At 46.2% G+C, this 25,520-nt stretch carries 23 protein-coding genes; 18 read left to right on the top strand and 5 right to left on the bottom strand.

The window, feature by feature from the left end:
- The first annotated feature begins 55 nt into the window (after positions 1–55).
- The 15 genes from BLU99_RS09800 to BLU99_RS09730 all read left to right on the top strand — a co-directional run bounded on the left by BLU99_RS09800 (position 56) and on the right by BLU99_RS09730 (position 16,366).
- Complete coding sequence (locus BLU99_RS09800) at positions 56–1,612, top strand: lipopolysaccharide biosynthesis protein (protein ID WP_091915492.1); 1,557 nt, start codon at positions 56–58, stop codon at positions 1,610–1,612.
- Between the two features lies 1 nt (position 1,613).
- Complete coding sequence (locus BLU99_RS09795; RefSeq protein WP_091901562.1) at positions 1,614–2,630, top strand: glycosyltransferase; 1,017 nt, start codon at positions 1,614–1,616, stop codon at positions 2,628–2,630.
- An 11-nt stretch (positions 2,631–2,641) separates the two neighbouring features.
- On the top strand, positions 2,642–3,601 hold the full coding sequence (locus BLU99_RS09790) for a glycosyltransferase family 2 protein (RefSeq protein WP_091901560.1): 960 nt from the start codon (positions 2,642–2,644) through the stop codon (positions 3,599–3,601).
- Entirely contained in the window at positions 3,588–4,763 is a 1,176-nt protein-coding gene (locus tag BLU99_RS09785; protein ID WP_091901558.1) for a glycosyltransferase, read from the top strand. Before BLU99_RS09790 ends, BLU99_RS09785 begins: the two co-directional genes overlap by 14 nt.
- Before the next feature lie 91 nt (positions 4,764–4,854).
- Positions 4,855–5,853: a stealth family protein gene (locus tag BLU99_RS09780; RefSeq protein ID WP_176771111.1), complete on the top strand. Its 999-nt coding sequence runs from the start codon at positions 4,855–4,857 to the stop codon at positions 5,851–5,853.
- A 411-nt stretch (positions 5,854–6,264) separates the two neighbouring features.
- Positions 6,265–6,741: a glycosyltransferase domain-containing protein gene (locus BLU99_RS12310; protein WP_176771110.1), complete on the top strand. Its 477-nt coding sequence runs from the start codon at positions 6,265–6,267 to the stop codon at positions 6,739–6,741.
- Entirely contained in the window at positions 6,728–7,717 is a 990-nt protein-coding gene (locus tag BLU99_RS09770) for a glycosyltransferase family 2 protein (RefSeq protein WP_091901553.1), read from the top strand. The genes BLU99_RS12310 and BLU99_RS09770 overlap by 14 nt, the downstream gene beginning before the upstream one ends.
- Positions 7,714–8,673: a WaaS/CpsH family glycosyltransferase gene (locus BLU99_RS09765; protein ID WP_091901550.1), complete on the top strand. Its 960-nt coding sequence runs from the start codon at positions 7,714–7,716 to the stop codon at positions 8,671–8,673. The genes BLU99_RS09770 and BLU99_RS09765 overlap by 4 nt, the downstream gene beginning before the upstream one ends.
- Positions 8,674–8,719: 46 nt before the next feature.
- Positions 8,720–9,982: an O-antigen ligase family protein gene (locus tag BLU99_RS09760; RefSeq protein ID WP_091901548.1), complete on the top strand. Its 1,263-nt coding sequence runs from the start codon at positions 8,720–8,722 to the stop codon at positions 9,980–9,982.
- Positions 9,979–10,854 (top strand): GT-D fold domain-containing protein, encoded by an 876-nt coding sequence (locus BLU99_RS09755; RefSeq protein WP_255397539.1) that lies wholly within the window; start codon positions 9,979–9,981, stop codon positions 10,852–10,854. Before BLU99_RS09760 ends, BLU99_RS09755 begins: the two co-directional genes overlap by 4 nt.
- A gap of 95 nt (positions 10,855–10,949) precedes the next feature.
- The gene (locus tag BLU99_RS09750) at positions 10,950–11,903 is read left to right on the top strand and encodes a glycosyltransferase family 8 protein (protein ID WP_091901546.1); all 954 of its coding nucleotides are present in this window, start codon (positions 10,950–10,952) and stop codon (positions 11,901–11,903) included.
- Positions 11,904–11,933: 30 nt separating this feature from the next.
- The gene (locus BLU99_RS09745) at positions 11,934–13,064 is read left to right on the top strand and encodes a glycosyltransferase (protein ID WP_091901544.1); all 1,131 of its coding nucleotides are present in this window, start codon (positions 11,934–11,936) and stop codon (positions 13,062–13,064) included.
- A complete protein-coding gene (locus tag BLU99_RS09740; protein ID WP_255397538.1) occupies positions 13,061–14,167 on the top strand; it encodes a glycosyltransferase family 4 protein in 1,107 nt (368 codons plus the stop codon). The genes BLU99_RS09745 and BLU99_RS09740 overlap by 4 nt, the downstream gene beginning before the upstream one ends.
- 19 nt (positions 14,168–14,186) lie before the next feature.
- Positions 14,187–14,933: a WecB/TagA/CpsF family glycosyltransferase gene (locus BLU99_RS09735; protein ID WP_091901542.1), complete on the top strand. Its 747-nt coding sequence runs from the start codon at positions 14,187–14,189 to the stop codon at positions 14,931–14,933.
- Positions 14,930–16,366, top strand: coding sequence for an exopolysaccharide biosynthesis polyprenyl glycosylphosphotransferase (locus tag BLU99_RS09730; RefSeq protein WP_091901540.1), 1,437 nt, complete (start codon positions 14,930–14,932; stop codon positions 16,364–16,366). The genes BLU99_RS09735 and BLU99_RS09730 overlap by 4 nt, the downstream gene beginning before the upstream one ends.
- Positions 16,367–16,381: 15 nt before the next feature.
- Here BLU99_RS09730 and BLU99_RS09725 read toward each other — a convergent pair whose 3' ends face one another.
- Genes BLU99_RS09725 through BLU99_RS09705 form a run of 5 tightly spaced genes read right to left on the bottom strand, consistent with a single transcriptional unit; the run spans position 16,382 to position 22,253 of the window.
- Positions 16,382–17,659, bottom strand: a complete 1,278-nt coding sequence (locus BLU99_RS09725) for an ABC transporter permease (RefSeq protein WP_091901538.1) — start codon at positions 17,657–17,659, stop codon at positions 16,382–16,384.
- Positions 17,643–18,812 carry an ABC transporter permease gene (locus BLU99_RS09720; RefSeq protein ID WP_091901536.1) on the bottom strand — a complete coding sequence of 390 codons (1,170 nt, stop codon included), beginning with the start codon at positions 18,810–18,812 and terminating at the stop codon, positions 17,643–17,645. Before BLU99_RS09720 ends, BLU99_RS09725 begins: the two co-directional genes overlap by 17 nt.
- A complete protein-coding gene (locus BLU99_RS09715) occupies positions 18,813–19,799 on the bottom strand; it encodes an HlyD family secretion protein (RefSeq protein ID WP_091901534.1) in 987 nt (328 codons plus the stop codon).
- A 53-nt stretch (positions 19,800–19,852) separates the two neighbouring features.
- Entirely contained in the window at positions 19,853–21,376 is a 1,524-nt protein-coding gene (locus BLU99_RS09710; protein ID WP_091901532.1) for a TolC family protein, read from the bottom strand.
- 4 nt (positions 21,377–21,380) lie between these two features.
- On the bottom strand, positions 21,381–22,253 hold the full coding sequence (locus BLU99_RS09705) for a hypothetical protein (protein ID WP_091901529.1): 873 nt from the start codon (positions 22,251–22,253) through the stop codon (positions 21,381–21,383).
- Positions 22,254–22,453: 200 nt separating this feature from the next.
- Here BLU99_RS09705 and BLU99_RS09700 point away from each other — a divergent pair, with 200 nt between their 5' ends.
- The 3 genes from BLU99_RS09700 to BLU99_RS09690 all read left to right on the top strand — a co-directional run bounded on the left by BLU99_RS09700 (position 22,454) and on the right by BLU99_RS09690 (position 25,508).
- Complete coding sequence (locus BLU99_RS09700) at positions 22,454–22,675, top strand: DUF4492 domain-containing protein (RefSeq protein WP_091901527.1); 222 nt, start codon at positions 22,454–22,456, stop codon at positions 22,673–22,675.
- A 67-nt stretch (positions 22,676–22,742) separates the two neighbouring features.
- Positions 22,743–24,344, top strand: coding sequence for a cytochrome ubiquinol oxidase subunit I (locus tag BLU99_RS09695; protein ID WP_091901629.1), 1,602 nt, complete (start codon positions 22,743–22,745; stop codon positions 24,342–24,344).
- 18 nt (positions 24,345–24,362) lie between these two features.
- On the top strand, positions 24,363–25,508 hold the full coding sequence (locus tag BLU99_RS09690; RefSeq protein ID WP_091901526.1) for a cytochrome d ubiquinol oxidase subunit II: 1,146 nt from the start codon (positions 24,363–24,365) through the stop codon (positions 25,506–25,508).
- Positions 25,509–25,520 lie beyond the last annotated feature (12 nt).

Raw genomic sequence — 25,520 nt, 5'->3', positions numbered from 1 at the left:
ACATCTGGACTATTTACACGCCCTTTCAGAGGACAGGGTGACCCTAAGATTTTGCATGAACTCATCTGAGAACAGACTAGAAAGCAATTACCAGAGTGGCAACAAGCGGATTGCCAAGAACACGTTGGTGGTCTATGGACAGTTGGCGATCAGGGTGCTTCTAGGACTGTACACCTCACGACTGGCCCTTGAAGCCTTGGGTGTATCCGACTTCGGTCTGTACAGCGTGGTTGGCGGTATCGTTGCTCTCTTCACGGTTATCTCCAGTTCACTAGGAGGCACAACCGTTCGTTATATCAACGTGGAGAGGGGCAAGCCAGACGGCGACCTCAACCGTGTCTTCAATGTATGCCATGTGTTGCATATCGCGATGGCGGTCTTCCTGTTCCTCCTGTTGGAAGTAGGCGGTATCTACTATATCCATCATTACCTGAATGCGGAAGCAGGCAAGGAGGGGACAGCAATGTTCGCCTTTCAAGTGGCAACAATAGTCTGTTGCCTAGGCATCTTCAACGTACCCTTCTCCAGTCTTTTCAATGCAGCTGAGAAGTTTCTCTTTACGGCCGTAGTAGCCATCTCGGTAAAGGCAGTGCAGCTCATCCTCCTGTATTGGCTACTCACCTACGACGGCAATCGCATTGGAGCCTTTGCCATCATCGAGGGACTTACCACCCTGGCATCATTTGTCATCTACCACTATTACTGTTATCGTCGATGGCCTGATATTGTCAGATGGCGTTTCATCAAGGAATGGGGCATCTATAAAGAGATACTCATCTTCAGCTATTACAATCTTTTGACCTCCATCGCCTATATGGGTAGGAATCAGGGAAGTATGCTTCTGATCAATTTCTTCTTCGGCACCGTGGTGAACGGAGCCTTTGCCGTTGGCAAGACTATTGAGCGCAACATCTCACCTTTTGCGAGAAATATCCAGAATGCGGCAGCGCCCCAGATGACTCAGAGTTACAGTGGCGGCGACATGGAACGAGTATACTATCTCACCAATCGTATTTGCAAGTACTGTATCCTCATGATGATGCTAGCCTTTTTCCCCTTGTGGGCAGAGTTAGACTTCATCCTTCACCTATGGCTGATCAAGGTGCCCGAAGGTGCCTTGGTGTTCTGCCAGATCATCCTGCTGATGGTCTTTGTCTCCGTCACCGATGGCGGGCTCACCCATGTAGCTAACGCCTCCGGCAAGATCAGCAAGTTCAAGATGACATATAGCATCGTGACACTAGCATGCATCCCTGTCGGCTTCATCATCCTTAAAGCTGGCTATCCAGCCTATTCATTATTGATAGTCTTCCTGATTGCCGATATTTTCTGGCGCATCTCGCAGATCTATCTGATGCATCGCATCCTCCATTTCCCTGTGCTGCGTTTCTGCCGTGAGAGCTATCTCCCGCCCCTCATCGCCAGCATCCCTATCATCCTTTGCATGATTCTTACCTCTCAGATACAGACCGATTCGAGGCTATGGCATCTCTGCCATCTGGCCTTCATCCTGTTGCTGACCGTTTTTTCAATCTATTACCTTGGGCTTCAGAAAAATGAGCGTAAGAAAGTCACTAACCATATCAAAACAAAAATCCTAAAACAATCATGATATGCCTACTATTTCACAAAAAGAGAATGATGTACCACTGAGCATCATCATTCCTGTCTATCAAGTCGAGAGATACATACGTCCTTGCATAGAGAGCGTATTCCGTCAAGGACTAAAAGACAAAGACTTCGAACTGATCATCGTCAACGACGGTACAAAGGATCAGAGCATGGAAATGATTACCGACATCATCGACCAGCATTCTAACATCACTGTTATCAACCAAACGAATCAAGGACTGTCTGTCGCCCGCAACAACGGCATAGTCAGGGCCAGAGGAGAGTACATTCTCATGCCCGACTCCGACGACATGCTGGTAACCAACAGTCTGCCGTTCCTTCTTGAGAAAGCACTCTCATCGAAAGCCGATATAGTGGTAGCAGACTTCCTGAGGATTGACGACAAGGAGATGGATCAGTACCCGTTTGACTCGATTGTGCAGAAAGACGGGACGTCCATAGAGAAGACTGGCGAAGAGCTGTTCCTTCAGGATTTGAACCCACACGAGTGCTATGTGTGGCGAACCCTGTTCAGGAGAGATTTCCTTCTGAGGCATCATCTGACATTTTTCCCTGGTATTCGTTGTCAGGACGTACCTTTCACCCATGAGTGCTATCTAAAAGCGAGGAAATGTCTGAGAGTATCATGGCTATTAAACATCTACAGGCAGCATCGCCCCTTTGCTGCCTCCTCCTCCCACGATGTTAAAAAAGGGAAAGAAATATCAATTGCCATTGCCAAGACTTGGGAGTTGACCAAACTGAATCTCAAACCCGAACTAGAACGAAAGCTGAAAAACGACATATACGCCTCGTTTTGCTATAACCTATGGATGACAACCAAACTTAAAACAATGCCAGAACGATATGAGGTCGTTGATATCCTAAGGGAGGCGGCCCCCTCCCTTTCTTTCGACGATGGAATCAAACAGAAGCTAAATACGTTTCTATACCATCATGCGCCGCACGTTCTCATCAATTTGCGGATCATCTATGGAAAGATCGTGAAAAACGAATAACACAACATAATATGATAGCCCCCCTAATATCAATTATCGTTCCTATCTATCAAGTTGAGCTATACCTAGAGAAGTGTATTGACTCAATCATCAACCAGACATACAAGAATCTTGAAATCATACTTATCGATGACGGAAGTCCTGACCGATGTGGAGCCATCTGTGATGAGTATGCAGGCAAAGACTCACGAATAAGGGTTATTCATCAAAAGAACGGAGGGCTGTCTGCCGCCAGGAATGCAGGACTTGACATCGCGAAAGGCGACTATATCCAGTTTGTCGACAGCGACGACTGGATAGAGCCTGAAGCTTGCGAGACCGTTCTCACGATTGCAGAAGAACAACATGCCGACATCGTATGCTTCGGCTTCTGTTGGCTGCTTCCTACTGGTGAAACCACCCTCGTATCAGTCAATTCCTCCTCAGAGATAGAGGAAGCAGCAGTCATCAAACAACTAATATGTAAAAAGAGTGTTATCCGCAATTTTGCCTGGAACAAATTATTCGTAAGAAAACTTTTCGATGGAGTGAGATTTCCTGTAGGAAGAACCTATGAGGATATCTGTGTGACATATCAACTGGTCCACAAAGCAGATAAGATATATGCCACAAAAGCGATCTTATACCATTACGTGACACGTGAGAACAGCATCACGTCGAAACGATTCAACGCAAAGACCATCAAAGACCTGATTGCGGCCTACAAACAGCCCATAGAATTCCTGCAGTCAGAATACCCAGAGTATGCAGACATGCAGATAGCCCATGCCCTTAGAGAGATGCTTAACGGATGGGCATTATTAGAAAATGATCCCGACTACCCCCGTATCATGGGGGATCTTAAAGAATTCAAAAGAAAGCATCATTCAAAGATGCACACGCTTACGAAATACAATAAGACCATCTGGCTATATTACTATTGCCGTCCATTGGCATACCTGATGATAAAATACCGATATGGGAAAAAGTAAGTCACACGAGAAGAGAAGTGTCTTCTTCCTGATGTCAATAGCGGGAATTGGAGGAACAGGCAAAGCATTCGTGAATCTCCTGAGTGTGTTCCCTTTTGACCGCTATGAGGTACATCTTGGCCTCTTTGAGGGACAAGGCGCTTTAATGAAGTATATCCCACAAGACATACAGATACACACATTACCAGCATTGTCGAACATTGAGACAGTTCGCTCCATGCTAAGATCATTCCGTTGGTTTGATGCTTTTCTGTTTCTTCTATCATGGGCATACGGCAAAATCACTCATGACAACTACTGGTTTTGCCGAAACAAGTACTGTCATACACCAAGGCTCGACGAGTGTTATGACCTCGCCATTGCCTTTAGGAGTATTCCAAGTGAGTTTGTCTGGTATCTGTGTCACAGGATTCAAGCCAAGAAGAAATGCATCTGGATCCATGAAGATCTGTCTTTGCCCCGAGAGCGCCTTAAATATAAGATCGTGGAGAGATTGCATCAGGACATCGACCATGCCGTTGCCGTATCAGAAGAAGCCAAGATCCGTTTTAACGAAGCTTTCCCGCAGATGAAGCAGAAGACGCTCGTAATCCGTAATGTCATACCTGTTGGAGAAATCTTGGAAAAAGCGAATGCGGGCAGCACTTTCTGCGATGCCTATCAAGGCCGTCGATTGCTAACAGTTGGGCGCCTCCAACCACAAAAAGGAATATTATTAGCCATACGTGCTTTGAGGATACTATTAGACAAACACCATGATGTGAAATGGTATATCATCGGTGGAGAAGTCGGTAATAAGTATTATAGGCAATGCATGAAGCTAGCCCAACAAGAGAAAGTAACAAATCATCTTGTTTTTCTTGGTGAGCAGGAGAATCCTTATCGTTTTATGAAAGATTGCGATATCTATGTCCAGCCATCCCTTTATGAGAGCTTCTGTATCACACTCGGTGAGGCCTTATGCTTTGGCAACCCAATCGTATGTACTGACTTCTGCGGCGTTGAACAGATGAGTGGAAGAACAAATGGATATATAACAGACTTCACACCTGAAGCTATCGCGGAAGGGATAGAGCAAGCATTAAAAGCTGAGATGGTACAGGTGAGTACCAACCAGCAAGTAGTAGATATCAGCAGATTATATGATGAACCAAAAGAATAAGGCTCACAAAGCCTTGAGCACTGCCGAAGAGATTTACTTTGTCTTCTAGCTATGCTATTGGGAAAAATACTTTATATCACAAATGGAGAGTATGAACAAAAACATAGACTTTGTGATCACCTGGGTCGATGGAAACGACCCTGTATGGAGGAAAGAGCGCGACCACTATGCCGCATTAGAGCATAAGAAAATCGACGACTCAAGATTCAGAGATTGGGAGACACTCAGATACTGGTTCCGTGGTGTGGAGACGTTCGCCCCATGGGTGAATCACATCTTCTTCGTCACCTGCGGGCACCTGCCCGAATGGTTGAACACCGCACATCCGAAACTGAGGATTGTCAAGCACGCCGACTTTATACCAGCCGAGTATCTTCCAACATTCAGTAGTTCAACGTTAGAGTATTGGTTATATAAGATAGAAGAACTATCTGACCATTTCGTCTATTTCAACGACGACATGTTCCTGATTGACCACGTAACACCAGAAAGATTCTTTAAGGATGGACTTCCCTGTGATTTGGGGGGCATGACTGTGAACATCCACAGTGGGATGTACGGAGCATCAGTATTACTGGCCAAAACGCTCATCAATGAGCACTTCAATAAATGGGAGGTAGTGAAAAACAGCCCGTTCAAGTGGTTTAACGCTACCTATCTGCGTCAGTCACTGTTAAACCTACTTTGCACGATTATCAGAAAGGATGAGTTCGTGGGATTCGTCAACCCACACCTGCCATATAGCTATCTGAAACGAACCTTCGAGGAGGTGTGGGCAAATTGCGAGGAAGACCTGACACGGACGAGTAAGAACAAGTTTCGGAACTATGGCAATGTCGCCCCGTGGGTCCTCAGATACTGGCAGCTGGCCTCCAACACCTTTTCACCTTATCCTGTGCAGAAAAGTGGTCAATACTATCTGATAAACGATAGCAATATCTCGGAGGTCACGACCAGCATCCTACAGCAGAAAAAGAAGATTATCTGTATCAACGACAGTGATGAGATTACAGATTTCGAAGAAGCCAAGAACAGAATTCGTTCAGCCTTTGAAAAGATTCATCCGAAGAAATCAAGCTTTGAGAATTGACGATACTATAAACAAAGGCAGAATTCACAGATGAGAATAATTACATACCTCCTTGGAAAAAATTTCATTCGGACGAGTATTGGCTATATAAAAAGAGGTCAGATTAGTGATTTCCTGCGCTATCTAAAAGAGTATCTATATGGAATCACGCACTATTCTACAGATGGGAATCTCGATATAGAAATCCCTTCGTCTCGTTTAGACACAACAAAACTGAAGATCGCAGTATACACATGTATCACAGGGCATTATGAAAGTTTAGCAGAGCCGCTTTTCCTAGATACAGGTATTGACTATTATGCGTTTACAGATGGGGAATGTCCGAGCCATTCTAAATGGAAAAAAGTTGATATCACTCAATTCAAGGAATATAAGGAACTCTCCCCCACTCAATTAAATCGAGAAATCAAGATGCTGCCTTTTAAGTTTCTGTCAGGCTATGATTATACGATATATATTGACGGCAATATCGAGATTGCTGATTCCCTGCTGCCACTGATTGAAGAGATGGGCGATCAGTCCTTGGGGATTCACTATCATCGCACAAGAGATTGTATTTACGATGAGCTCGTCCGTGTGATCCATCTTAGGAAAGCAGATAAGGCAACGGCCAAGCGACAGATTGCGACATATAAGAAAGAAGGGTTCCCACGCCATTATGGTTTGTATGAGAACTCCATCCTCATCAGAAACCATCATGATGAGCCAACTCGTCGTCTGATGGAGGAATGGTGGGTTGAGTACCAGAAGTATTCAACAAGAGACCAGCTAAGTCTGCCTTATCTCATCTGGAAACTAGGATATGACAGGAAGAAAATCCACATCATAGGTCACAATTTACACAACAACCCCAGATTCAACAGAGTACACTCGCATGACAGGCAATGAGAATATGGGACATGACGACATGAACATATCAGTCACAGTGATTGTCCCTGTTTATAAGGTTGAGCCATATCTTAAGCGCTGCCTTGACAGTCTGTACCGACAGAGCCTGTCTGGCGTAGAGTTCATATTAATCGATGATGCTTCTCCAGACAGATGTGGTGATATCTGTGAGAGGTATGCGACGATAGATAAACGGTTTAAGGTGTTTCATCATGCCGAGAACAAAGGTCTCTCCGCAGCAAGAAATCTTGGCATCAGGAATGCCTCTGGCGATTACCTCATGTTTGTAGATAGCGATGACTGGGTACACGATGACTTTTGCAGAGATGCGTATGAGTGTGCAGAACGCTATCAGGCAGATTTAGTGATGTTCAATCATATCAAGGTACGAGGACTCAATCCGGAGAAAGAAGAGACAAAAGTCCTGAAAGGGTTTAAAGAAGGGTATAAGACCACTCAAGAAGCCCTTGACATCATACTTGAGAACGAAGGGAATGCCGCATGGAATAAGATCTATCGGAAGAGTTTGTTTGACGATATCTCCTACCCTGAAGGATTCGTATATGAAGATACTGGGACAACATACAAACTGGTCTGCAAATCGTCATGTACATATTTCCTTGACCATGCCTTGTATCACTACTGTGTCCGTCCTGATAGCATCACGACCTTCGTATCACCCAAAGTACTGAATGACAGAGCCAGATTGAACTCACAACGATATCGTGACCTTGGGACATGGGGATATCATTCTGAGATCCTAGATTATCGGATTAAGCATTTCGCCCTGTGGTATCTTATCAGGAAAAAGAGAGATTTCTCTGATGCGAACTATACATTCTTGTATCGCACTCTCCGATGCGGTTTTCATGTTCCCAAAAGATTCTCAAAAAAACAGGCGGCACAATGGTTACTATTCAGGTTGTCTCCATTGCTGTTCGACCTGTATTACACTTTAAAAGGTAAAAAGATATGAAACACGTTTTCCTGGATCATAATTACGATCAAGGCCATATCCTGATGAAAGATCTGGAAAATCAGCAGGATTGCATAGTCATATACAGGGATCGCATGCACAAAAGCAAACTGATCAGCAGCCAGTATTGCCACTTACTGTTTGGTAAACTCAAGAACAGGACGAAGGCCCTTGAAAAACTCATCTGGAAGACGTTCCTGCGCCAGCACATAGACTCAGACACACAGACAATCGCTATGGTCACCAGTTGGTATACTAACACCTTGCTGGGGCTTATCAAGGAGATGTTTCCTCAGACGAAGCTGATACTGCTGATGCGCGACACCGTCATGAGTAACACTCAAAGAAACAAAGAATTCAAAATAGAAGAGGCAAAACGGATCTTTGATCTTATCCTGAGCTATGACAACATATACGACGTACCAACATATGGCCTGACCTATGCGCCTGTGTATATGTCAAAGTCAGATGATATTCCTGCTGTAAAATGCAAGTATGACATTTCTTTTATCGCAGAAGCAAAAGACAGAGCAGGCATGGTAAATGGTTTATATCGGAAATTTGCAGCTAACGATATCAACAGCTATTTGTATCTTTGTCATGTAAGGAAATCAGACCGTCTGAATCCGTCTACAATTATATATGCGGATAAGTTCTTGAAAAGAAATGAGATGCTGCGAAGGGAACTTGAGGCTAATTGCATCTTAGAGGTACTGAAAGGCGATGCTCATTCCTGCACATTACGATTCTGGGAGGCTGTTATGTATAACAAGAAGTTTTATACCAACTGGAAGGGTGTCGTAAACTCTCCATATTATAACCCCAAATACATTAAAGTTTTTGAAAAGCCAGACGATATCGATCTTGATTTTATCAGAGAGCGTCTCGATGTGGATTACAATTACCAAGGAGAATTGTCTCCGATTCATCTGCTGAATCGTATCAGACAGTTGTAAAAAACTGATAGGTTAAGAAGAGATGGCTATAATATATATGTAATAGATGGAATATCTTAAACTGGCACATATCTTAGCTGCGATTGTAGTTTTGTATGGAGGGTTCTGCATCCTTTCTAGCAAGTACGAGAATAAGCCCTTGAAACTATTATCATTTTTCCTTGTTGCTTACATGCTAAGTTACATTGAGGACTCACTTTATGTATGGCCAGTTGAGATGTTTCTGATTTTTTCCCTTATCAAACTCAAAAAGACTGTTATAAAGGATTGTAGATGGTATCTAATGTTCTATATATTTGCATGCGTCTCTCTCTCATATTCTAAGCATCCAATAAGAGGAATCCCAGGACTGTTTATGTATGTCATGCCTCTTTTCTATTATGCCTTAGCCACCACTGCCATCAGGACAAAATCCGATGTTACAAAGCTTTTCACTTACATATCGAATGCCACACTGGTCCTGTTAGTACTTGGATTACCTTTTTATCCTCATAGAATTGCTTATCCCTATTATGGCATGGCGATGTGTTCTATTCCTGCAATCCTATATCTCACCACTAAGAAAAAGATATATATCATACATTTTATCATATGCATGTTACCTGCTATATTCTGGGTAAAAAGAACGCCTCTTTTAGGTATCACTGTTGGTATGATAGCATTCTCTCTTCTACTCTATCGATGGAAAGCTGTCATACCGACTTTCATGGCCATCATCGCTAGCATTGCCCTAATTATCAGTATCCCGTCATTCAAAGAGAAAATGACAGGTGGTGACAGCCAGGGAAGCGAGTATATTGATTCTGAGAATGCAGCAAGCAATATCAACACAAATGGACGTATTGCCTTCTGGATGCTTATGATAGACAAATACTATGAAAAAGCTCCATATATAGGCGCAGGACAGGGATCTGTAAAGGCCTTTCTGCAATCAGATCAGAACGAGTTTAAGCGAGCATTCCCCCTCATGCATAATGACTGGCTGTTACTTTTATGTGAGATAGGAATCATAGGAACATCCTTTTTGCTTATTTTCTTTGGTGGCATAATCAGAAAATGTATCAGATATTCTTCCAAAAGATATCCTAAAGACCTGCGGCTAATGGCTGTGGCCTGTGCTGCCTCCGTCTTTAGCACAATGACTCATATGTTCTTTGAAAACTGTATGAATTCATTCACACTATCAACGTGCCTCGTATTTTGCGCCATCTTTAATTATTATATTCGTTCTTATCAATCCTTCAAACAAGAAAAAGAACTGCCTGTCTCTTATGCCAAGGATAGTATCGATATAGTTTTAAGGAAATGAAGAATAATGCACTCAGAGCCACCATCTTTCGTATCAGGAACCTGATGCTACCCAAGACCAGAGGACAGGAGAGCTGGGATTATATCGGAAGGAGTATCGAGTCGGACAAGCCCTTCATGGCAGCCAGGTTTGGCGCTGTGGAGATTAAAGCTGTGCTATATGCTAAGTATCCTTTATTAGCTCCCTTCCTAAAAAGATACGTCTATACTTGCATGCACAGAAACGCAGGTTTCTTCCCTGTCTCCAAGGAAAGCCTGCGACAGTTCGCCAGTCTGATGACGACAGACATGAGGCAGGTGGACGTGCTGTTCTCATGGCGCCCTGAGGAGATTTTCCTGAAAAAAGAACTTCAGAACGCCTATAAAGCTTCTTTCGCAGACACCAACATCCATCCAGAGGATAAAGCCTTCTGGACTAAGTATCTTAAGGGGAAAAAGGTGTTGGTCATCCATCCTTTTGCTTCAACGATAGAACAGCAATACAGGGAAAACAGGACCAAGTTGTTCGCTCGGACTGATTCCATTCCCAAATTCTCATCTCTAACAACAATCAAAGCTGTGCAAACCATCGCAGGTCATCAAGCTGGCTATAAAACATGGTTTGAGGCACTCGACTATATGAAGCGCGAAATAGAAAAAGCAGACTTTGATATTGCGCTGATAGGCTGTGGTGCTTACGGATTCCCTCTGGCAGCTCATGTCAAGCGCATGGGTAAGCAGGCCATCCATCTAGGTGGCGTGCTGCAGATCTATTTCGGCATCAAGGGGAAAAGATGGAACGACTGGGGCCTCTATAACGAGCATTGGGTATCGCCCCACGCTGAGGATATTCCGCAAGGTGCAGAACATGTAGAAAACGGATGTTATTGGTAATCTTACCAAACTAGGACTTTGCTCCGAGGAAAGTCCGACTTTGCTCCGAGGTAAATGAGCGATAGGTATATATTAACGACAGATTATAATAAGAAATGGATATCGTAATATGCTTTGATCATGGATTCGTCATGCCATCTGGTGTGATGATGTATTCTGTATGCGCCAATAACCAGGAAATGGATATCACTTTCCACGTTGTGACAGACGACAGCGTTACGCAGAAAGACAAAGATGATCTGACAGACAATATAAAAGTCTTTGAGAGACACGTGAACATAATGTTCTACACAGTCAAAAAGAAGAACGACAAACTGCCTTCCACAGGCAACAGGCATGGATTAACTTATGCGACCTATTATCGTCTGTTCTTGACAGACATACTTCCAAAGGACATTGATAAGATACTCTATCTGGATGGTGACATGATTGTCAGGCACTCACTCTTATCACTATGGAATACGGACCTTACAGGTTATGCAGTTGCAGCGGTAAACGACTCCCTTCATACGGACATTCATTATGACGCCCGATTAGGGTATCCATCGGATAAAGGATACTTTAATGCAGGAGTGCTATTGATCAATCTGGGATACTGGCGGGAGCATAACATCTCCCAGCAGCTGACAGATTTCATGGAGAGCCACCATGACGTGTTGACCTTCCATGATCAGGATATCTTGAATGGTGTGTTCTGGAATCAGAAAGTATCACTACCTATCAAGTACAATCTGGTCAGCGGATATTTGTATAAACAGTTCTCTTTGGAGAAGAGAAAAGACCAACAGGAGATTATAGACGCCAGAAAGGATCCTGTTATCGTACATTTCGCTGCTAACTTCAAGCCCTGGGAATCATATATTCGCTTTCCTCATCCATTCAATAGCACTTTTTATTATTATCAGGATTTGACGAAGTGGAAGAATCACAGAGTGGATAACAGGTCATTAATACTCAAGACCAAGAATTACATAACTGACTACCTACGACGGATCAAGGTCTTACCGCCATTGAATAGTTATTATATAGATGTCAAACCCGTTGTATAACACGCAAATCATTTTTTTGCTTTGAAAGAGATGACGAATCTGCTTATCGACTGCTCCTACATAGAGAAAGCGTTTGTAGCCTCAGGATCACTTGTTATCTATGCTGCCCGCTTGATACAAGGCTTCCAGAAATATGGCCATTGCCGTATACATGTTCTCCTATGGCAAGAGATGGAGGACACCCTTGACCAATTCGTTGGCCAGAAGTATGAGAAGATTGTACTGGACCGCGACAAGATGTTTACTTCATGGCGACCATACTATCGCCTGCTCGGCGTCCTGCCACGTCAGTTGAAACAAGAATTGAAAATACGGAATATATCTACCGTTCTTCTACCCATACACCTGTTTGGTTTCTTCTACTTCTCGCCGCCCTATAGACACTATGCAATCGTACACGACCTCATTCTTTACGACAATGTCAAAAAGGAAAGAGGAATGCTTTCTTATTTCATCTGGCACAGATATCGCAGCATGCTAACCAAGAAATTCCCTCATCTGATATCTATCTCAAAGGCAACGCACGATGAACTGCTACGGCGTGACGGTAAGGAGTCGGAGATTGTGTACAACAGTATACCATTTGACTTCACTGACCAAGAGCTGCCGATAGAGGATATTATCGACAAACAGTATATTCTGGATGTGAACCGTTTCCATCAAACCAAGAACGCAGAGTTACTCATCCATGCCTTCAGCCTGATCAAGAACGATATTCCTCACATTCTTTATCTCAAGGGAGATCATAAGTGCGAAAAGGAACGGAAGGAACTCGAGAAACTTTCTAAGGAACTTGGGTTGAGTGACAGAATTGTCTTCGACCACAGCTTCCGGACGGAAGGCGAGATGCGCTATCTTTACTCGCATGCCGACCTGTTTGTATCGCCATCGCTTCAGGAGGGCTTCGGGTGGACACCCATCGAGGCTGCAGTCAACAAGACACCTGTTCTGATATCAAATATCGAGGTACTAAAAGAGGTTTCATGTAACAAGATACCGACTTTTGACCCTCATTCGCCAGAAAACCTAGCCAAGCAAATACTGACAACACTCCAGAATCCGCCTAGCGAACAGGAAAAGACTGACTTGGCAAAATTCTATATGGAGAGGTATTCCCTGAGCCATCAGATTAAACAGTTAGAAAAGATCATGGGATTATGACGACAGGCCTGAAAAAGATACTGTTCATCCTTCATATGCCACCACCAGTACATGGGGCTGCGATGGTAGGGAAATATATCCACGACTCGGAGCTGATCAACTCACAGTACGAGTGTCGTTATATCAACCTGGCCACTGCTACCAGTCTGGAGGATATAGGAAAGGTGGGCATGAAGAAAATGCTCGTCTTCTGTCGACTGCTCCGTAAGATACGGCAGACAGTGAAGACCCTGCACCCTGATCTGGTATACGTGACGGCCAATGCGAAGGGCGGAGCGTTCTACAAGGACTATGTGATTGTGATGATGCTCAAGCGGATGGGCTGCCAAGTTGTGGTACACTATCATAACAAAGGGGTGTCTGCCCGCCAAGACAGATGGCTCGACCATCGATTGTATCGACGATTCTTCAAGGATCTGAAAATAATCCTGCTCTCGGAGAGGCTCTACCCTGACATCCAGAAGTATGTCAAGAGGGAGAATGTGTATATCTGTGCCAACGGTATCGCTCAGAATCATGGGCTGCGTGAGGTAAGGGGTATTCCCAACAATGCACCTCGTATCCTGTTTCTCAGTAATCTGCTCATTGAAAAGGGTGTACTGGTATTGCTCGATGCCCTGAAGATTATCAAGGATAAGGGTTGTCTGTTCGTCTGTGACATCGTGGGAGGTGAGACGGCAGAGATTGGCGCAGTCCACCTTGAGGAGGAGATCCGTCAAAGGGGACTGCAGGGACAGGTGAGCTATCAAGGGCAACGATACGGAACTGACAAGGAGGCTTTCCTGCAGGACGCAGATCTGTTTGTATTCCCTACCTTCTACCAAAACGAATGCTTCCCTCTGGTACTTCTTGAGGCCATGCAGCACAGCCTGCCAATCGTCACGACGGATGAGGGCGGTATCGCCGACATCGTGAAAGACGGTGGAAACGGCCTCATCTGTGAGAAGAACGACCCCGTGGATCTGGCGAAGTATCTAGAGCGTTTGCTCAACAATCAGTCGCTTCGTATCATGATGGGACAAGAGGGCTACCGTCGATACAAGGCTCTTTTCACGCTTGAGGCCTTCGAGAGCAAACTTACTGAGATCTTCTTTAATCTATAAACTATTATACAGGTATAACATGCGTTTATCTGACATTAACCTATTAGAATCAAGAGCTGAGCTTCAGACCATTCCTGAAGGAAAGCTGCTCATCAACACCATCAATGCGCACTCATTCAATGTGGCACAGAAGGACAGTCTCTTTGCTGAGGCCCTCACGAAAGGCGACTACCTGATACCAGATGGCGCATCGATCGTGAAGGCCTGCCGCTGGTTGAAAGCGAAGTCACAGCCTAAAGAACGGATAGCCGGATGGGATCTGTTTGCCTTCGAGATGGACAGGCTCGAGAGAAACAGTGCTCAAGGAGATGCCGAAAGTGAGAGAAACAAGGTGATGTTCATGGGCTCATCAGAGAAGGTGCTGAACAGCATCCGGCAGAAGGCGGCTATCAACTATCCGAACCTAGAAGTAGTGACCTACTCGCCACCCTATAAACAGGTATTTTCCGACGAGGATAATGCAGCCATCGTCAACGCTATCAACGAGGCTGACCCAGATCTCCTATGGATTGGCATGACAGCACCTAAGCAGGAGAAATGGGCGTATGAGCATTGGGCAGAACTGAATATCCACTGCCATGTGGGAACGATCGGTGCCGTGTTCGACTTCTATGCTGGTACCATGAAGCGAGCTCCGAAGTGGATGCAGGATCACGCCCTGGAGTGGTTGTACAGACTGGTAAAAGAACCCAGACGGATGTGGCGGAGATACCTCATCGGCAATATTCGTTTCCTCGGAAATATCATTAGGGAGAGATTATCATGAGAAAAAACAATCAGACAAACACATTGATCAAGTGCTCCGTCATCGCAGGCGACTTTGTAGTATTGAATGCTGTACTGGCTGCATTCCTCGCCTGGCATCCCAGAGTTGGCGGATGGCGTTTGGAACAGATCAGGCTCTTCATCCTGATCTGCAACATCGCGATGGCAGTGAGTCAATGGCATAACCACACCATCATCCATAAACGGGTCGTATCGGGTGGAGAAGTGCTCCAGCGTACCGTATTCTTGACAATGACACAGGCTGTCCTTGCTTATCTGCTGATGAAATGGGTAGATTTGCGGATACCTGTCGGATGGGTTCTTCTGGAACAAGGAACAGTCTGCTTCATCCTTATCCTCATACTGAGACTCACGGAAAGAACCGCTATCAAATGGTATCGTCAACGAGGTGGTAACTCACGCACCATCACCTTCGTTGGCTCTGACCCTGGTATGCTGTCCGTATACCATCTGCTCATAAATGACCCTACAACTGGCTACAAAATTATAGGTTATTATGCAGACAAGAAGATCAAAGACAATAGCGAAAGTGCTGACGAGAATTATAAGCAACACCCCAAACTGGAATGGTTGGGAACCACTCAATTCCTGATAGATCATCTCGAACAGTCAGATCAACTGAAGATGGGCGACGACCTGTACGTCTGTCTGCCTATAAAAGAGACGGACTTCATACAACGACTGTCGCTGTTCTGTGACCAGCACATGATAAAGTTCTACTATATCCCCATCTCGGCCGAATCACTGCAACTGCATCTGCAACGAGAGAGTTTCTCCGACGTCGAGGTGTACACCACACACAAGAGTCTGCTACAGTATCCTCAGAACAGAATCGTCAAACGACTTTTCGACATCGTGGCGTCAGCACTCATGTTAGCATTGGTAGGACTATTCATGCCTTTCATCGCCCTGATCATCAAACGACAGAGTCCTGGCCCTCTATTCTTCCGACAGTTGCGAACAGGACTAGACGGAAAGCCGTTCATGATCTACAAATTCCGTTCGATGCACATAAACAAAGAGGCTGACAGCCGTCAGGCGACGGAAAATGACGCACGCAAGTTCCCATTCGGCAATTTCCTGCGGAAGACAAGCATCGACGAACTGCCACAGTTGTGGAACGTACTCAAAGGAGATATGAGTATCGTGGGACCAAGACCACACATGCTCAGTCATACGGAGATGTACACACAGCTCATAGACAAATATCCTGTAAGACATATTGTGAAGCCTGGGATAACAGGGTGGTCACAGGTTACGGGTTTTCGTGGTGAGACGAAAGAACTCTGGCAGATGGAGGAACGTGTCAGGCGCGATATCTGGTATATCGAGCACTGGAACATCTGGCTCGACCTACGCATCATACGACGGACTTTCCTGGCGCTTTTCAAACACGATAAGAATGCCTATTAGGATACTATATCAAATCTATTTTGAATCGGAATGGTTGAGGTTCGCTTGCTTTAATAGCAGGCGAACTTCTCTTTTCTTACGGAGATAGTCCAAACGCTCTTTGGCATGGCGATGCGACTCACGAAGCTGATGACCATATACCAGACAGGCAGCAATCAGATAAACGAAAGCATGGATCCACAAATAACGGACTTCCAGAAGCACATCACTCAGCGTTCCCCCCATGGTGTTCATACGAACAAAGGCTCGCACACCAAAGGTGCTAGGGAACAGCCATGAGACACCTTGCCAGAAGCCCGAGATATTACTCTGTGGCCATGAGACACCTGTCAGGAACAGCAACGGCAGAGACACAAAAACCATGAGCAACATCACGTTCTCACGATAGCGAACCAGACAGGATACAGTCATACCAAAGAACACACAGGCCAGCAGATAGGGTATCATCAGTTGCAACAGATCCTGCCAGTGTATGAGCGTTAAGAAGGAGAACAGCCGTGGCACAACCATCGTGAGATAAGCTGCCATGACCATATAAACCATCAGGTAGCACAATGCCTTACCGCCCACAATTCGCCCCACGCTGGAATAGCACTTGTGGATAGGTACGAGGTCGGCATAACGATTACGCTCACGAGCGGTACCTGCGGAGAGTCCAATACCCAGTACGAGTGTCTGCTGGAGTATCAGCATCAGCACGGCAGGGATGATAAAGTTACCATATCCACCAGCCGGATTGAAGATCGGCACATCCTCGAAAGCTAAAGGCTTGGTGGTAATCTGATCCTCACGAACAGTATAGTTACCTGCTAACTTCGTCTGTATCTCCGCCCCCATCGACTGCGTGACAGCAACGGCTGTCTGGTAGATGGCCTTGTAAGTCAACATCAGAGACATGTCACAGTATACACCCACCACAGCTTGTTCCATGCGGTTGATATGCGTAGAAAAATCGGAGGGGATGAGGTAGACACCCTTCACCACCTGACGACTCACCAATGTTTTCGCTTCGTCCAAATCCTCTGCATAATAGGCCACCTTCACATCAGGTGAGGCATCACACTCACGGATAAACTGACGACTCAGATGACTATGCGACTGGTCGACGACCACCACAGGCACCTCGCGCACCACCTCATTATTATATATCCATGAATATAGCAACGGATAGGCCAACGGTACGATGATAAAGAAGATGAGTACTCCCTCATCGCGAAACACCTGCTTCATCTCCTCATACCAGATGTAACAGGCATCCTGGATCAGTCCGTGTAGTTTATGGAATATAGACATAGGTCAGCATTGCATTCTTAATTTTCGAGATAACCAGCCAAGGCAGGATAGTGAAGGCCACCAAGGCCGCCAGATGGAACCAGGCATCAATCAACGGGAAACCGTTAAATACCGTAATCTGATAGATCATATAGTAATGGCGCAACGGGAACAACCACGTCAAAGCCTGGATGGCAGCATCCATACCCATCACAGGGAAGGCTGATCCCGCTAACGAGAAGCTCAGCACGGCCCATAGCGAGCAGACACTCATCGACATACGGAGCGAAGGCATCAGGCCAAAGGCGAAAACGCCGAAACCGATACTGGAGAACACCTCCAACACACAAAGCAAGATGATGTCGGCCGTATGTCCCTGATAGGGAAAGCCCATGATATGGAGCATATAGAATTCATAGCCAAAAATCAATGTGAGAAACACCAGTGCCTGAGGCAGGTATTTTCCCATGATGGCCACCACAATATTCTTATCGGCCATCGCCAACCACTCCTTCCCCCGTCCGAACTTCAGTTCCATACCCAACGAATAGGCGGATATCAGGAACATAAAAAGCATCATCACACCAGGCACAAGTACCGTCGAGAGATAGGCATTATAGTTGGTCCAAGGATTGGCTATCTGATGCAAATCAATCCGAATAGGTTGCAAGAACGCCTGTATCTGACCTGCCGTATAGCCCTTCGCACGCATCGTGGCTTGTCCTACAGCCGCCGAGCCAAGGGTGGAAATGGTTTTCAAATCTCTCATCAGCAATGACCCCGACATCACCGAGGCCATATTATAATAATAGGAGATCTTGGGTTGACGACTAGCCAATAACTTGTCTGTCGTACCCTTGGGGATATATAGGAATGCATATATCTCGTTGCGCTGAATGGCACGACGCGCCTCTGCCACCGAGGGATAGTGGGCCACCACCTCCGAACTCTGGAAAGCATCGAGACGACGAATCAATCCGCGCGAGGTTGTTGTATTATCAAGATCGACCACACCCACAGGCATGTTCTCTGGCAATCCCTCATCCATCAGCGAAGTGAAAAACACCATGGCCAACAGGGGGAAAACAACCATACAGAAGCCGTAAATGCGATTCTTATACAGAATCCTACATTCACGCTTCGATATCTGCCATATCTGGGTGAGGAATTTCATTTAATTCTTGACAATCAAAGACATGCCAGGACGCAGGCCATCCAACCTATCCACTGGACGAGCCTTCACCTCAAAGGTTTTCAAGTCATACTGACCATTGGCCTTCGTAGCCTTCCATACAGCATATGAACCCTGATCCTTCAGGTAGTATACCTTCATTTTAATATCTTTGTTGAAAGCAGGAACAAAAGCAGTAAACTCTGTACCCATTTGCAAGCCGTTCAACTGGTCCTCACGGACATTGAACGTTCCCCACATATCCTGCATGACAGAGATAGACATAATCGGTGAACCCGTACCAACGAGTTCTCCAACCTTTGGATATACATCGCTGACCTCGCCCTCGATCTGAGCCACTTGCACTGTTTCATGGATATATGAGTTTACCTCGTTGACAGCACCTCTTGCACGCCCCACCTGAGCGGCAGCAGCCAACTTATCCTCACGACGAGCACCATTGACAGCCATATCATACTGACTTTGTGCCGCCTTCACCTGTGCCTCCATTGCCTTATAGTTGGCATAGGCCTCATCGCGCTTCTGCGCACTCATCACGCCCTCATCATACAGACGTTGTACTCGGTGGTATGACTTCTCCGCAATCTCCAGTCCGGCCTTCGCCTGCTGAAGTACGGAAAACGCACCTTGGATCTGTTCTTTACGGGCACCGTTCTGCGCCTTCAGTTCCATGGCAGCGGCGGCATTCTCTGCACTCTGCGCTTGTTCCATCTTAGCACGCACCTCTGGTGCGTCGAGAATGGCCAGCGTGTCGCCCACTTTCACGTAGTCGCCTTCTTTTACTCGCAACTCGAGGATACGTCCTGGTACTTTACTCGATACGCGATACTCGGTCACTTCCACCTGTCCTTGTATCACATCAGGATCACGGTCGATGACCAGAACTCCGATGATGGCTACAATGATTACAACTGCCACAAATCCGATAATGGCAAGTAAAATGTTCTTATGTTGACTCTTTGCTGACATTTTATGATGCTTTTGGCTGTTAGCTTTTTACTATTAGCTATTAAATATTATCATTATTCTAACGTTCCCAACGCCTTTTGAAGATCAACCTGACTGAGTCGGACGTCAATCTCTGCGTCGATCTTCTGAGACTGCGCCTGTAACCAAGCCGTCTGTGCCTCCATCACCGTGGTCGGTGTTATCACGCCCTCACGAAAGCCGAGGTTGGCTGTACGCAAGTTCTCATCGGCACGCAGGATATTTGCCTGTGCCATAGCCAGTTTCTTATTGGCTTCACCAACTTTGAAAGTTGTCTGGTTCACCTGCAGCTCAATCATCTCACGGGCCTCAGCCAGTTCCAGACTGGCGATAGAGGTTGCCCCCTTTGAAGCGCGTACCTTATACATCACATCGCCCCAGTTCCAAAGTGGCACACGCACCATCACACCCACATTCCAGAAACCGGCAAACTTCTTCTCGAAACCATTCACCAGATTCGGGTTGCTCACTGCATAGCCACCCATGAGCATCACCTGTGGTAGATTTCCTGCCTTGAGAACGTTTGTTGCCTGCTTGGTGATATCAACAGTGTTCTGTAACATCTTCAGCTCAGGACGATGCTCAACAGCTTGTTCAATATCAAGTTTCGGTGCCAACTCAACCACGGCAATCTGATCTGTCTGCTCGTCAGCGAGAACCACCTGCTCGTCAAGTGGTAGTCCACAGAGCTGACAAAGCAACATCCGAGAGAGAACCAGTCCGTCATTGACACGTGTCAGTGCCATCTCGGCCTCATTCACCTTCACATCAACACTCAAGCCGTCACTCTTCGTGGCAATGCCTTCGTCAATCATCTTATGAACATCGGAGTCGAGTTTCCTAACAAGATCAAGATAGCCTTCTGCGAGTTTTTTCTTATGGTACAATGACACCACCTGCCAATAAGTCTGGTCTATCTTATAGAGCGTAGCTTGTCGGTGCGCTGCCATGGAATTTTCTGCCATGTCCTCACCCAAATCGGCGATCTTGTTCAGAGCGATAATACTTCCACCCATAAACACTGGTTGGGTGAGCAGTACAGAGCCAGCGAACACATTACGGGTATCTGTCCGCAAGGCATCGACAATCTTCTTTCCCTCGCTGTTGAGAGTCCCCTCCAGACCTGTCATCATGTCATTCATGTTCGACTGCATGCCGCCCATCATCTGCTGGACATTCTGCACAGGGATTCCCAGTTGAACGAGAGCGTTACCCAACTGTGAGAACGAGCCCTCCAAACCCTGTAACTGAGGCTGCATGCCTGTCATCACTCCCGTTCCCAGATACGGCAGGGTATGCTTCTGAACATCGCTCAGCAGTGAGATTTCCTCACTGGTGTACTGATAAGTGCCAATGGCGCTCACATGCGGCAGGTACTTCGTACGTGCCGACTTCCTAATATTGGCCGCCACGTCCTGCTTCAGTCGCGAGATTCCAAGTTGCTTATTGTTATGCAACGCCATCTGCCTACAACTGTCGAGCGAGAGAATACGCTGCGCACCAGCCGGTAGGAAGCCAAAGGCTAAAAGCCAAAAGCTGATAGCAATTCTCTTGTCCATGTTCTTATTTAAAGGTAAATGTACGCGAACCAATCATACTGCCGTCGACGAAGATGCTCACGCGATAGTCGCCAGCCTCCAACATCTGCGACACATTCCAATACACGGTAACAGGCGTCTCCTCACCAGTATACTCGATAACCTTCTTCGCAGAGCTCTCCAAAGTGCGGTTCTCATAGGCGAATGCGCCACCACCTGTCAAGGCATTACCTCCAGGGTTCTGTATCAGCACATAGACCGTACGGTTGCCATTAGCGGCCGTCACATTCCTAGTGATGGCAAAACTTACACGCATCTGCCTACAGTCTTTCAATTTCTGGGTAGTCTTTCCGCGCTTGTTCAACAACTGAAGCTGAATATTCGTAGCATCAAGTTGTGCAGCGATGGCGACCTTTTCCGACAGGGAAGCTTTCTCACTGCTCAGACCAGCAATCTCCGTATTACGCTGTTGAAGTTCGGCATGCACACGACTATTCTCTGCCCTCAGGTTTTGGTTTAAGCGGTTCAGAGAGTCGATCTGCATCACATAGTCGCGCAATACGGCACGCACGGTGGCCAACTCCTTCTTCAAACGTGTTATCTCACGCGCGTCGGTGGCCTTCACCTGTTTCAACTCCTCCAGCAATTGCTGGGTTCTCATCTGCTCCTGTGTCAGTTGGGCGATGATCGAGTCGTTATTAATCTGCATCTTCATCTCACTGTACTGCAAGGCGAAGCGTTCATATTCATTCTCCATCTCCTGTTTGTCAAGAGCAGCCAACTCTTGCATATCTGCATTCACCTGTTTCTGCTCTTTGAGGTCTGTAAAGAGGTAAACAACACCGCCCAATAAGAGCAGTATCACAATAATCAGAGGAATCAGTATCTTCTTATTCATATCTTTTCGTTTATTTTATCACGGTGCAAAATTATAGTTTTTCGTGGAGAAAAACAAAGAAAACTGACCTTCAATAGTTTAACCATGTTTAATTTTAAGATATTTACCGACTTTTCGACCAATTTTTACAGTTTTCTCCTCTTTTTGCTTGGAATATATGGATAAAAGATGTATATTTGCAACAAATAGCACTGACGTCTATGAATCATAACAGCTTTCTGTATAGGATATACGACCTCTATGACGAAGGATTTCGTTCAATGAGCCTTGGCAAGACCCTATGGGCCATCATCCTCATCAAGCTGTTTATCATCTTCTTCATTCTCAGACTTTTCTTCTTGCCCGACTTTCTCAAGCAGCATGCCGACGGCGACAAGGCTAGCTATGTGGCGAACGAACTCGTGGAACGAGGACATTTTTAATGTTGGTCACTAAAGCAAGACGAATGGAACATCCAAAGCGATGTCATACCTCTAAAATAATCATATGATGAGCAACCTATTCTTAAACATCGATGCAGGGATGATCGACTGGTCGAGAGCGCAGTTCGCCCTAACAGCCATCTACCACTGGCTCTTCGTGCCTCTCACTCTCGGTTTAGCGGTTATCATGGGTATCGTCGAGACAAACTATTACCGTGCAAAGCGGGCCTTTGACAAAGGAAAGACGACAGACAGGTCTGTCGCTGACTTCTGGCAGAATGCCGCGAAATTCTGGCAGCGTCTCTTTGGTGTGAACTTCGCCATGGGAGTAGCCACTGGCATCATCCTTGAATTCGAGTTCGGTACCAACTGGAGTAACTACTCGTGGTTTGTGGGCGACATCTTCGGTGCCCCATTGGCAGTAGAAGGCATCGTTGCCTTTTTCATGGAATCGACCTTTGTGGCCGTCATGTATTTCGGATGGAAAAAGGTATCACCAGGCTTCCACCTGACCTCCACATGGCTCACAGGTCTGGGCGCCACGATCTCTGCATGGTGGATCCTTGTGGCCAACGCGTGGATGCAGTACCCTGTGGGCTGTGAATTCAACCCCGACACCATGCGTAACGAGATGGTATCGTTCTTCGAGGTTGCACTCTCCCCCTTCGCCATCGACAAGTTCTGTCATACGGTCATTTCTGCTTGGATCATTGGTGCCGTATTCTGCGTAGGTGTCAGTTGCTGGTATCTGATGAAAAAACGAGAGACCCAACTTGCTCTGAAGAGCATCCGCATTGGTGCGACGGTGGGGCTGGTCGCTTCCATATTGACCGCCGTCACAGGTCACAAATCAGGCATGGACGTAGCTGAGGTACAACCCATGAAACTGGCTGCAATGGAAGCACTTTATAACGGTGGAACAAATCAGGGACTGACGGCTGTCGCATGGATAAACCCTTTTATTCAGCCCGACTATGAGAAGACCACAGAGACACCTTTGAAGGTTGAAATACCCTATGCCCTCTCTCTCATGGCGACAAACGATCCACATGGATTCGTCCCTGGCATCAACGACATTCTCGACGGCTACACGACCCCCGACGGACGGGTGGAGCCTTCCGTCGATGAGAAAATCGAACGTGGAAAGAAAGCCATCACTGCCCTCGCCGCCTACCGTAAGGCTAAGAGTGACGAGGCAGACGAGGTTGCGCTGAACACCCACCTATCCATACTCAACGAGAATATACAGTATTTCGGCTACGGCCATCTTCGCGACAAGTCTGATATTGTCCCATATATTCCTGTGAATTTCTGGGCATTCCGCATCATGGTAGGCCTTGGTTGTCTGTTCATCTTATTCTTTGCCGTTATCCTATTCGCATCGTACAAAAAGGACATCACAACCCTGCCAAAGTGGCATTATATCACAGCCATTGCGATGATTCCGTTGAGTTATATTGCCTCTGAGAGCGGTTGGCTTGTGGCAGAGTTCGGTCGTCAACCATGGACTATTCAAGACATGTTGCCCACATGGGCGGCCGTCAGTGATTTGAGTTCGTCAAGTGTAATGATCACATTCTTTCTGTTCCTCATTCTCTTTACCACACTACTTGCTGTCGAGATCACCATTCTTCTGAAACAGATCAAACAAGGAAACGTTGAGTATTAAAGCAAAACAAGAGTTATTATGTCATATGTATTTCTACAACATTATTGGTGGTTTATAGTCTCACTACTCGGAGCCTTACTTGTCTTCTTACTCTTTGTCCAGGGAGCCAACTCTTTGGCACGCACCCTCGGTTGGACGGAAGAGGGGCGTCGCCTGGTATACAACTCCACTGGTCGTAAGTGGGAGTTCACGTTTACCACCCTTGTCACTTTCGGCGGAGCATTCTTCGCATCATTCCCCTTATTCTATTCCACAAGCTTCGGGGGTGCCTACTGGCTGTGGATGATCATTCTTTTTACATTCGTGCTCCAGGCCGTAAGCTACGAGTTTCAAAATAAGTTAGGTAATTTCCTTGGCCCGCGTATCTTCCAGTTCTGTCTCACGTTCAACGGCATTGTCGGTCCATTACTGTTGGGGGCTGCCGTTGCCACCTTCTTTGAAGGCAGCAACTTCCTTATCGTGAAGGACAACCTTGTCACTGAAGGTATCATTACCCCTATTATCTCACGCTGGGCAAACACCTCGCATGGTCTCGACGCCCTACTCAATCCATGGGTACTTGTACTAGGCTTCGCTGTAGTATTTCTGACACGTGTGTTAGGCATCCTCTACGTCATGAATAATGTGGCCGACGAGGATATTCGTTCACGTGGTAGTGTACGTCTGATAGGCTCCGCTGTGCCCTTCCTGATACTATTTGTGGGTTATTTCGTCCATTTGCTGCTGAAAGAGGGATATGCCGTCAATGCCGAGGGTATCGTATACTTGGAGCCAATGAAGTACCTGAATAACTTCCTCACAATGTGGTATCTACTCGTTATTCTAATAATCGGGGTTGTGTTCGTGCTCTATGGCATTGGCAAGACCGTGCTCTCCAAGGGATACAATAGTGGCATCTGGCCTGCCGGTGTTGGAACTGTGCTCGTGATACTGACCCTATTACTCTGTGCCGGGTGGAATCGCACAGCTTATTATCCCTCGACAGCCGACATACAGTCGTCGCTCACCCTCGCCAACTCATGCAGCAGTAAGTTCACGCTCACGACGATGTTCTACGTCTCGTTGCTTGTGCCCTTCGTACTAGCATATATCGTCTACGCTTGGCGTGCCATTGACAAGAAGAAACTCGACAAGAACGAAATCCAGGACGACCACGCGTATTAGAAAGGAAAGCCA

This window comes from Prevotella sp. lc2012, assembly GCF_900107065.1.
Classification (GTDB): Bacteria; Bacteroidota; Bacteroidia; order Bacteroidales; family Bacteroidaceae; genus Prevotella.
Note: the sequence above shows the minus strand (reverse complement) of the source record. Positions and strands in the feature narration are given on the sequence as shown.

What these genes read in the sequence shown, in the direction of transcription:
- BLU99_RS09755 (WP_255397539.1), top strand. Translation starts at nt 9,979, where the DNA reads ATGAAGAATAATGCACTCAGAGCCACCATCTTTCGTATCAGGAACCTG.
- BLU99_RS09705 (WP_091901529.1), bottom strand. Translation starts at nt 22,253, where the DNA reads ATGAATAAGAAGATACTGATTCCTCTGATTATTGTGATACTGCTCTTA.
- BLU99_RS09765 (WP_091901550.1), top strand. Translation starts at nt 7,714, where the DNA reads ATGAAACACGTTTTCCTGGATCATAATTACGATCAAGGCCATATCCTG.
- BLU99_RS09750 (WP_091901546.1), top strand. Translation starts at nt 10,950, where the DNA reads ATGGATATCGTAATATGCTTTGATCATGGATTCGTCATGCCATCTGGT.
- BLU99_RS09740 (WP_255397538.1), top strand. Translation starts at nt 13,061, where the DNA reads ATGACGACAGGCCTGAAAAAGATACTGTTCATCCTTCATATGCCACCA.
- BLU99_RS09700 (WP_091901527.1), top strand. Translation starts at nt 22,454, where the DNA reads ATGAATCATAACAGCTTTCTGTATAGGATATACGACCTCTATGACGAA.
- BLU99_RS09720 (WP_091901536.1), bottom strand. Translation starts at nt 18,812, where the DNA reads ATGAAATTCCTCACCCAGATATGGCAGATATCGAAGCGTGAATGTAGG.
- BLU99_RS09800 (WP_091915492.1), top strand. Translation starts at nt 56, where the DNA reads ATGAACTCATCTGAGAACAGACTAGAAAGCAATTACCAGAGTGGCAAC.
- BLU99_RS09690 (WP_091901526.1), top strand. Translation starts at nt 24,363, where the DNA reads ATGTCATATGTATTTCTACAACATTATTGGTGGTTTATAGTCTCACTA.
- BLU99_RS09785 (WP_091901558.1), top strand. Translation starts at nt 3,588, where the DNA reads ATGGGAAAAAGTAAGTCACACGAGAAGAGAAGTGTCTTCTTCCTGATG.
- BLU99_RS09735 (WP_091901542.1), top strand. Translation starts at nt 14,187, where the DNA reads ATGCGTTTATCTGACATTAACCTATTAGAATCAAGAGCTGAGCTTCAG.
- BLU99_RS09745 (WP_091901544.1), top strand. Translation starts at nt 11,934, where the DNA reads ATGACGAATCTGCTTATCGACTGCTCCTACATAGAGAAAGCGTTTGTA.
- BLU99_RS09770 (WP_091901553.1), top strand. Translation starts at nt 6,728, where the DNA reads ATGACAGGCAATGAGAATATGGGACATGACGACATGAACATATCAGTC.
- BLU99_RS09780 (WP_176771111.1), top strand. Translation starts at nt 4,855, where the DNA reads ATGAACAAAAACATAGACTTTGTGATCACCTGGGTCGATGGAAACGAC.
- BLU99_RS09730 (WP_091901540.1), top strand. Translation starts at nt 14,930, where the DNA reads ATGAGAAAAAACAATCAGACAAACACATTGATCAAGTGCTCCGTCATC.
- BLU99_RS09725 (WP_091901538.1), bottom strand. Translation starts at nt 17,659, where the DNA reads ATGTCTATATTCCATAAACTACACGGACTGATCCAGGATGCCTGTTAC.
- BLU99_RS09695 (WP_091901629.1), top strand. Translation starts at nt 22,743, where the DNA reads ATGAGCAACCTATTCTTAAACATCGATGCAGGGATGATCGACTGGTCG.
- BLU99_RS09790 (WP_091901560.1), top strand. Translation starts at nt 2,642, where the DNA reads ATGATAGCCCCCCTAATATCAATTATCGTTCCTATCTATCAAGTTGAG.
- BLU99_RS12310 (WP_176771110.1), top strand. Translation starts at nt 6,265, where the DNA reads ATGCTGCCTTTTAAGTTTCTGTCAGGCTATGATTATACGATATATATT.
- BLU99_RS09715 (WP_091901534.1), bottom strand. Translation starts at nt 19,799, where the DNA reads ATGTCAGCAAAGAGTCAACATAAGAACATTTTACTTGCCATTATCGGA.
- BLU99_RS09710 (WP_091901532.1), bottom strand. Translation starts at nt 21,376, where the DNA reads ATGGACAAGAGAATTGCTATCAGCTTTTGGCTTTTAGCCTTTGGCTTC.
- BLU99_RS09795 (WP_091901562.1), top strand. Translation starts at nt 1,614, where the DNA reads ATGCCTACTATTTCACAAAAAGAGAATGATGTACCACTGAGCATCATC.
- BLU99_RS09760 (WP_091901548.1), top strand. Translation starts at nt 8,720, where the DNA reads ATGGAATATCTTAAACTGGCACATATCTTAGCTGCGATTGTAGTTTTG.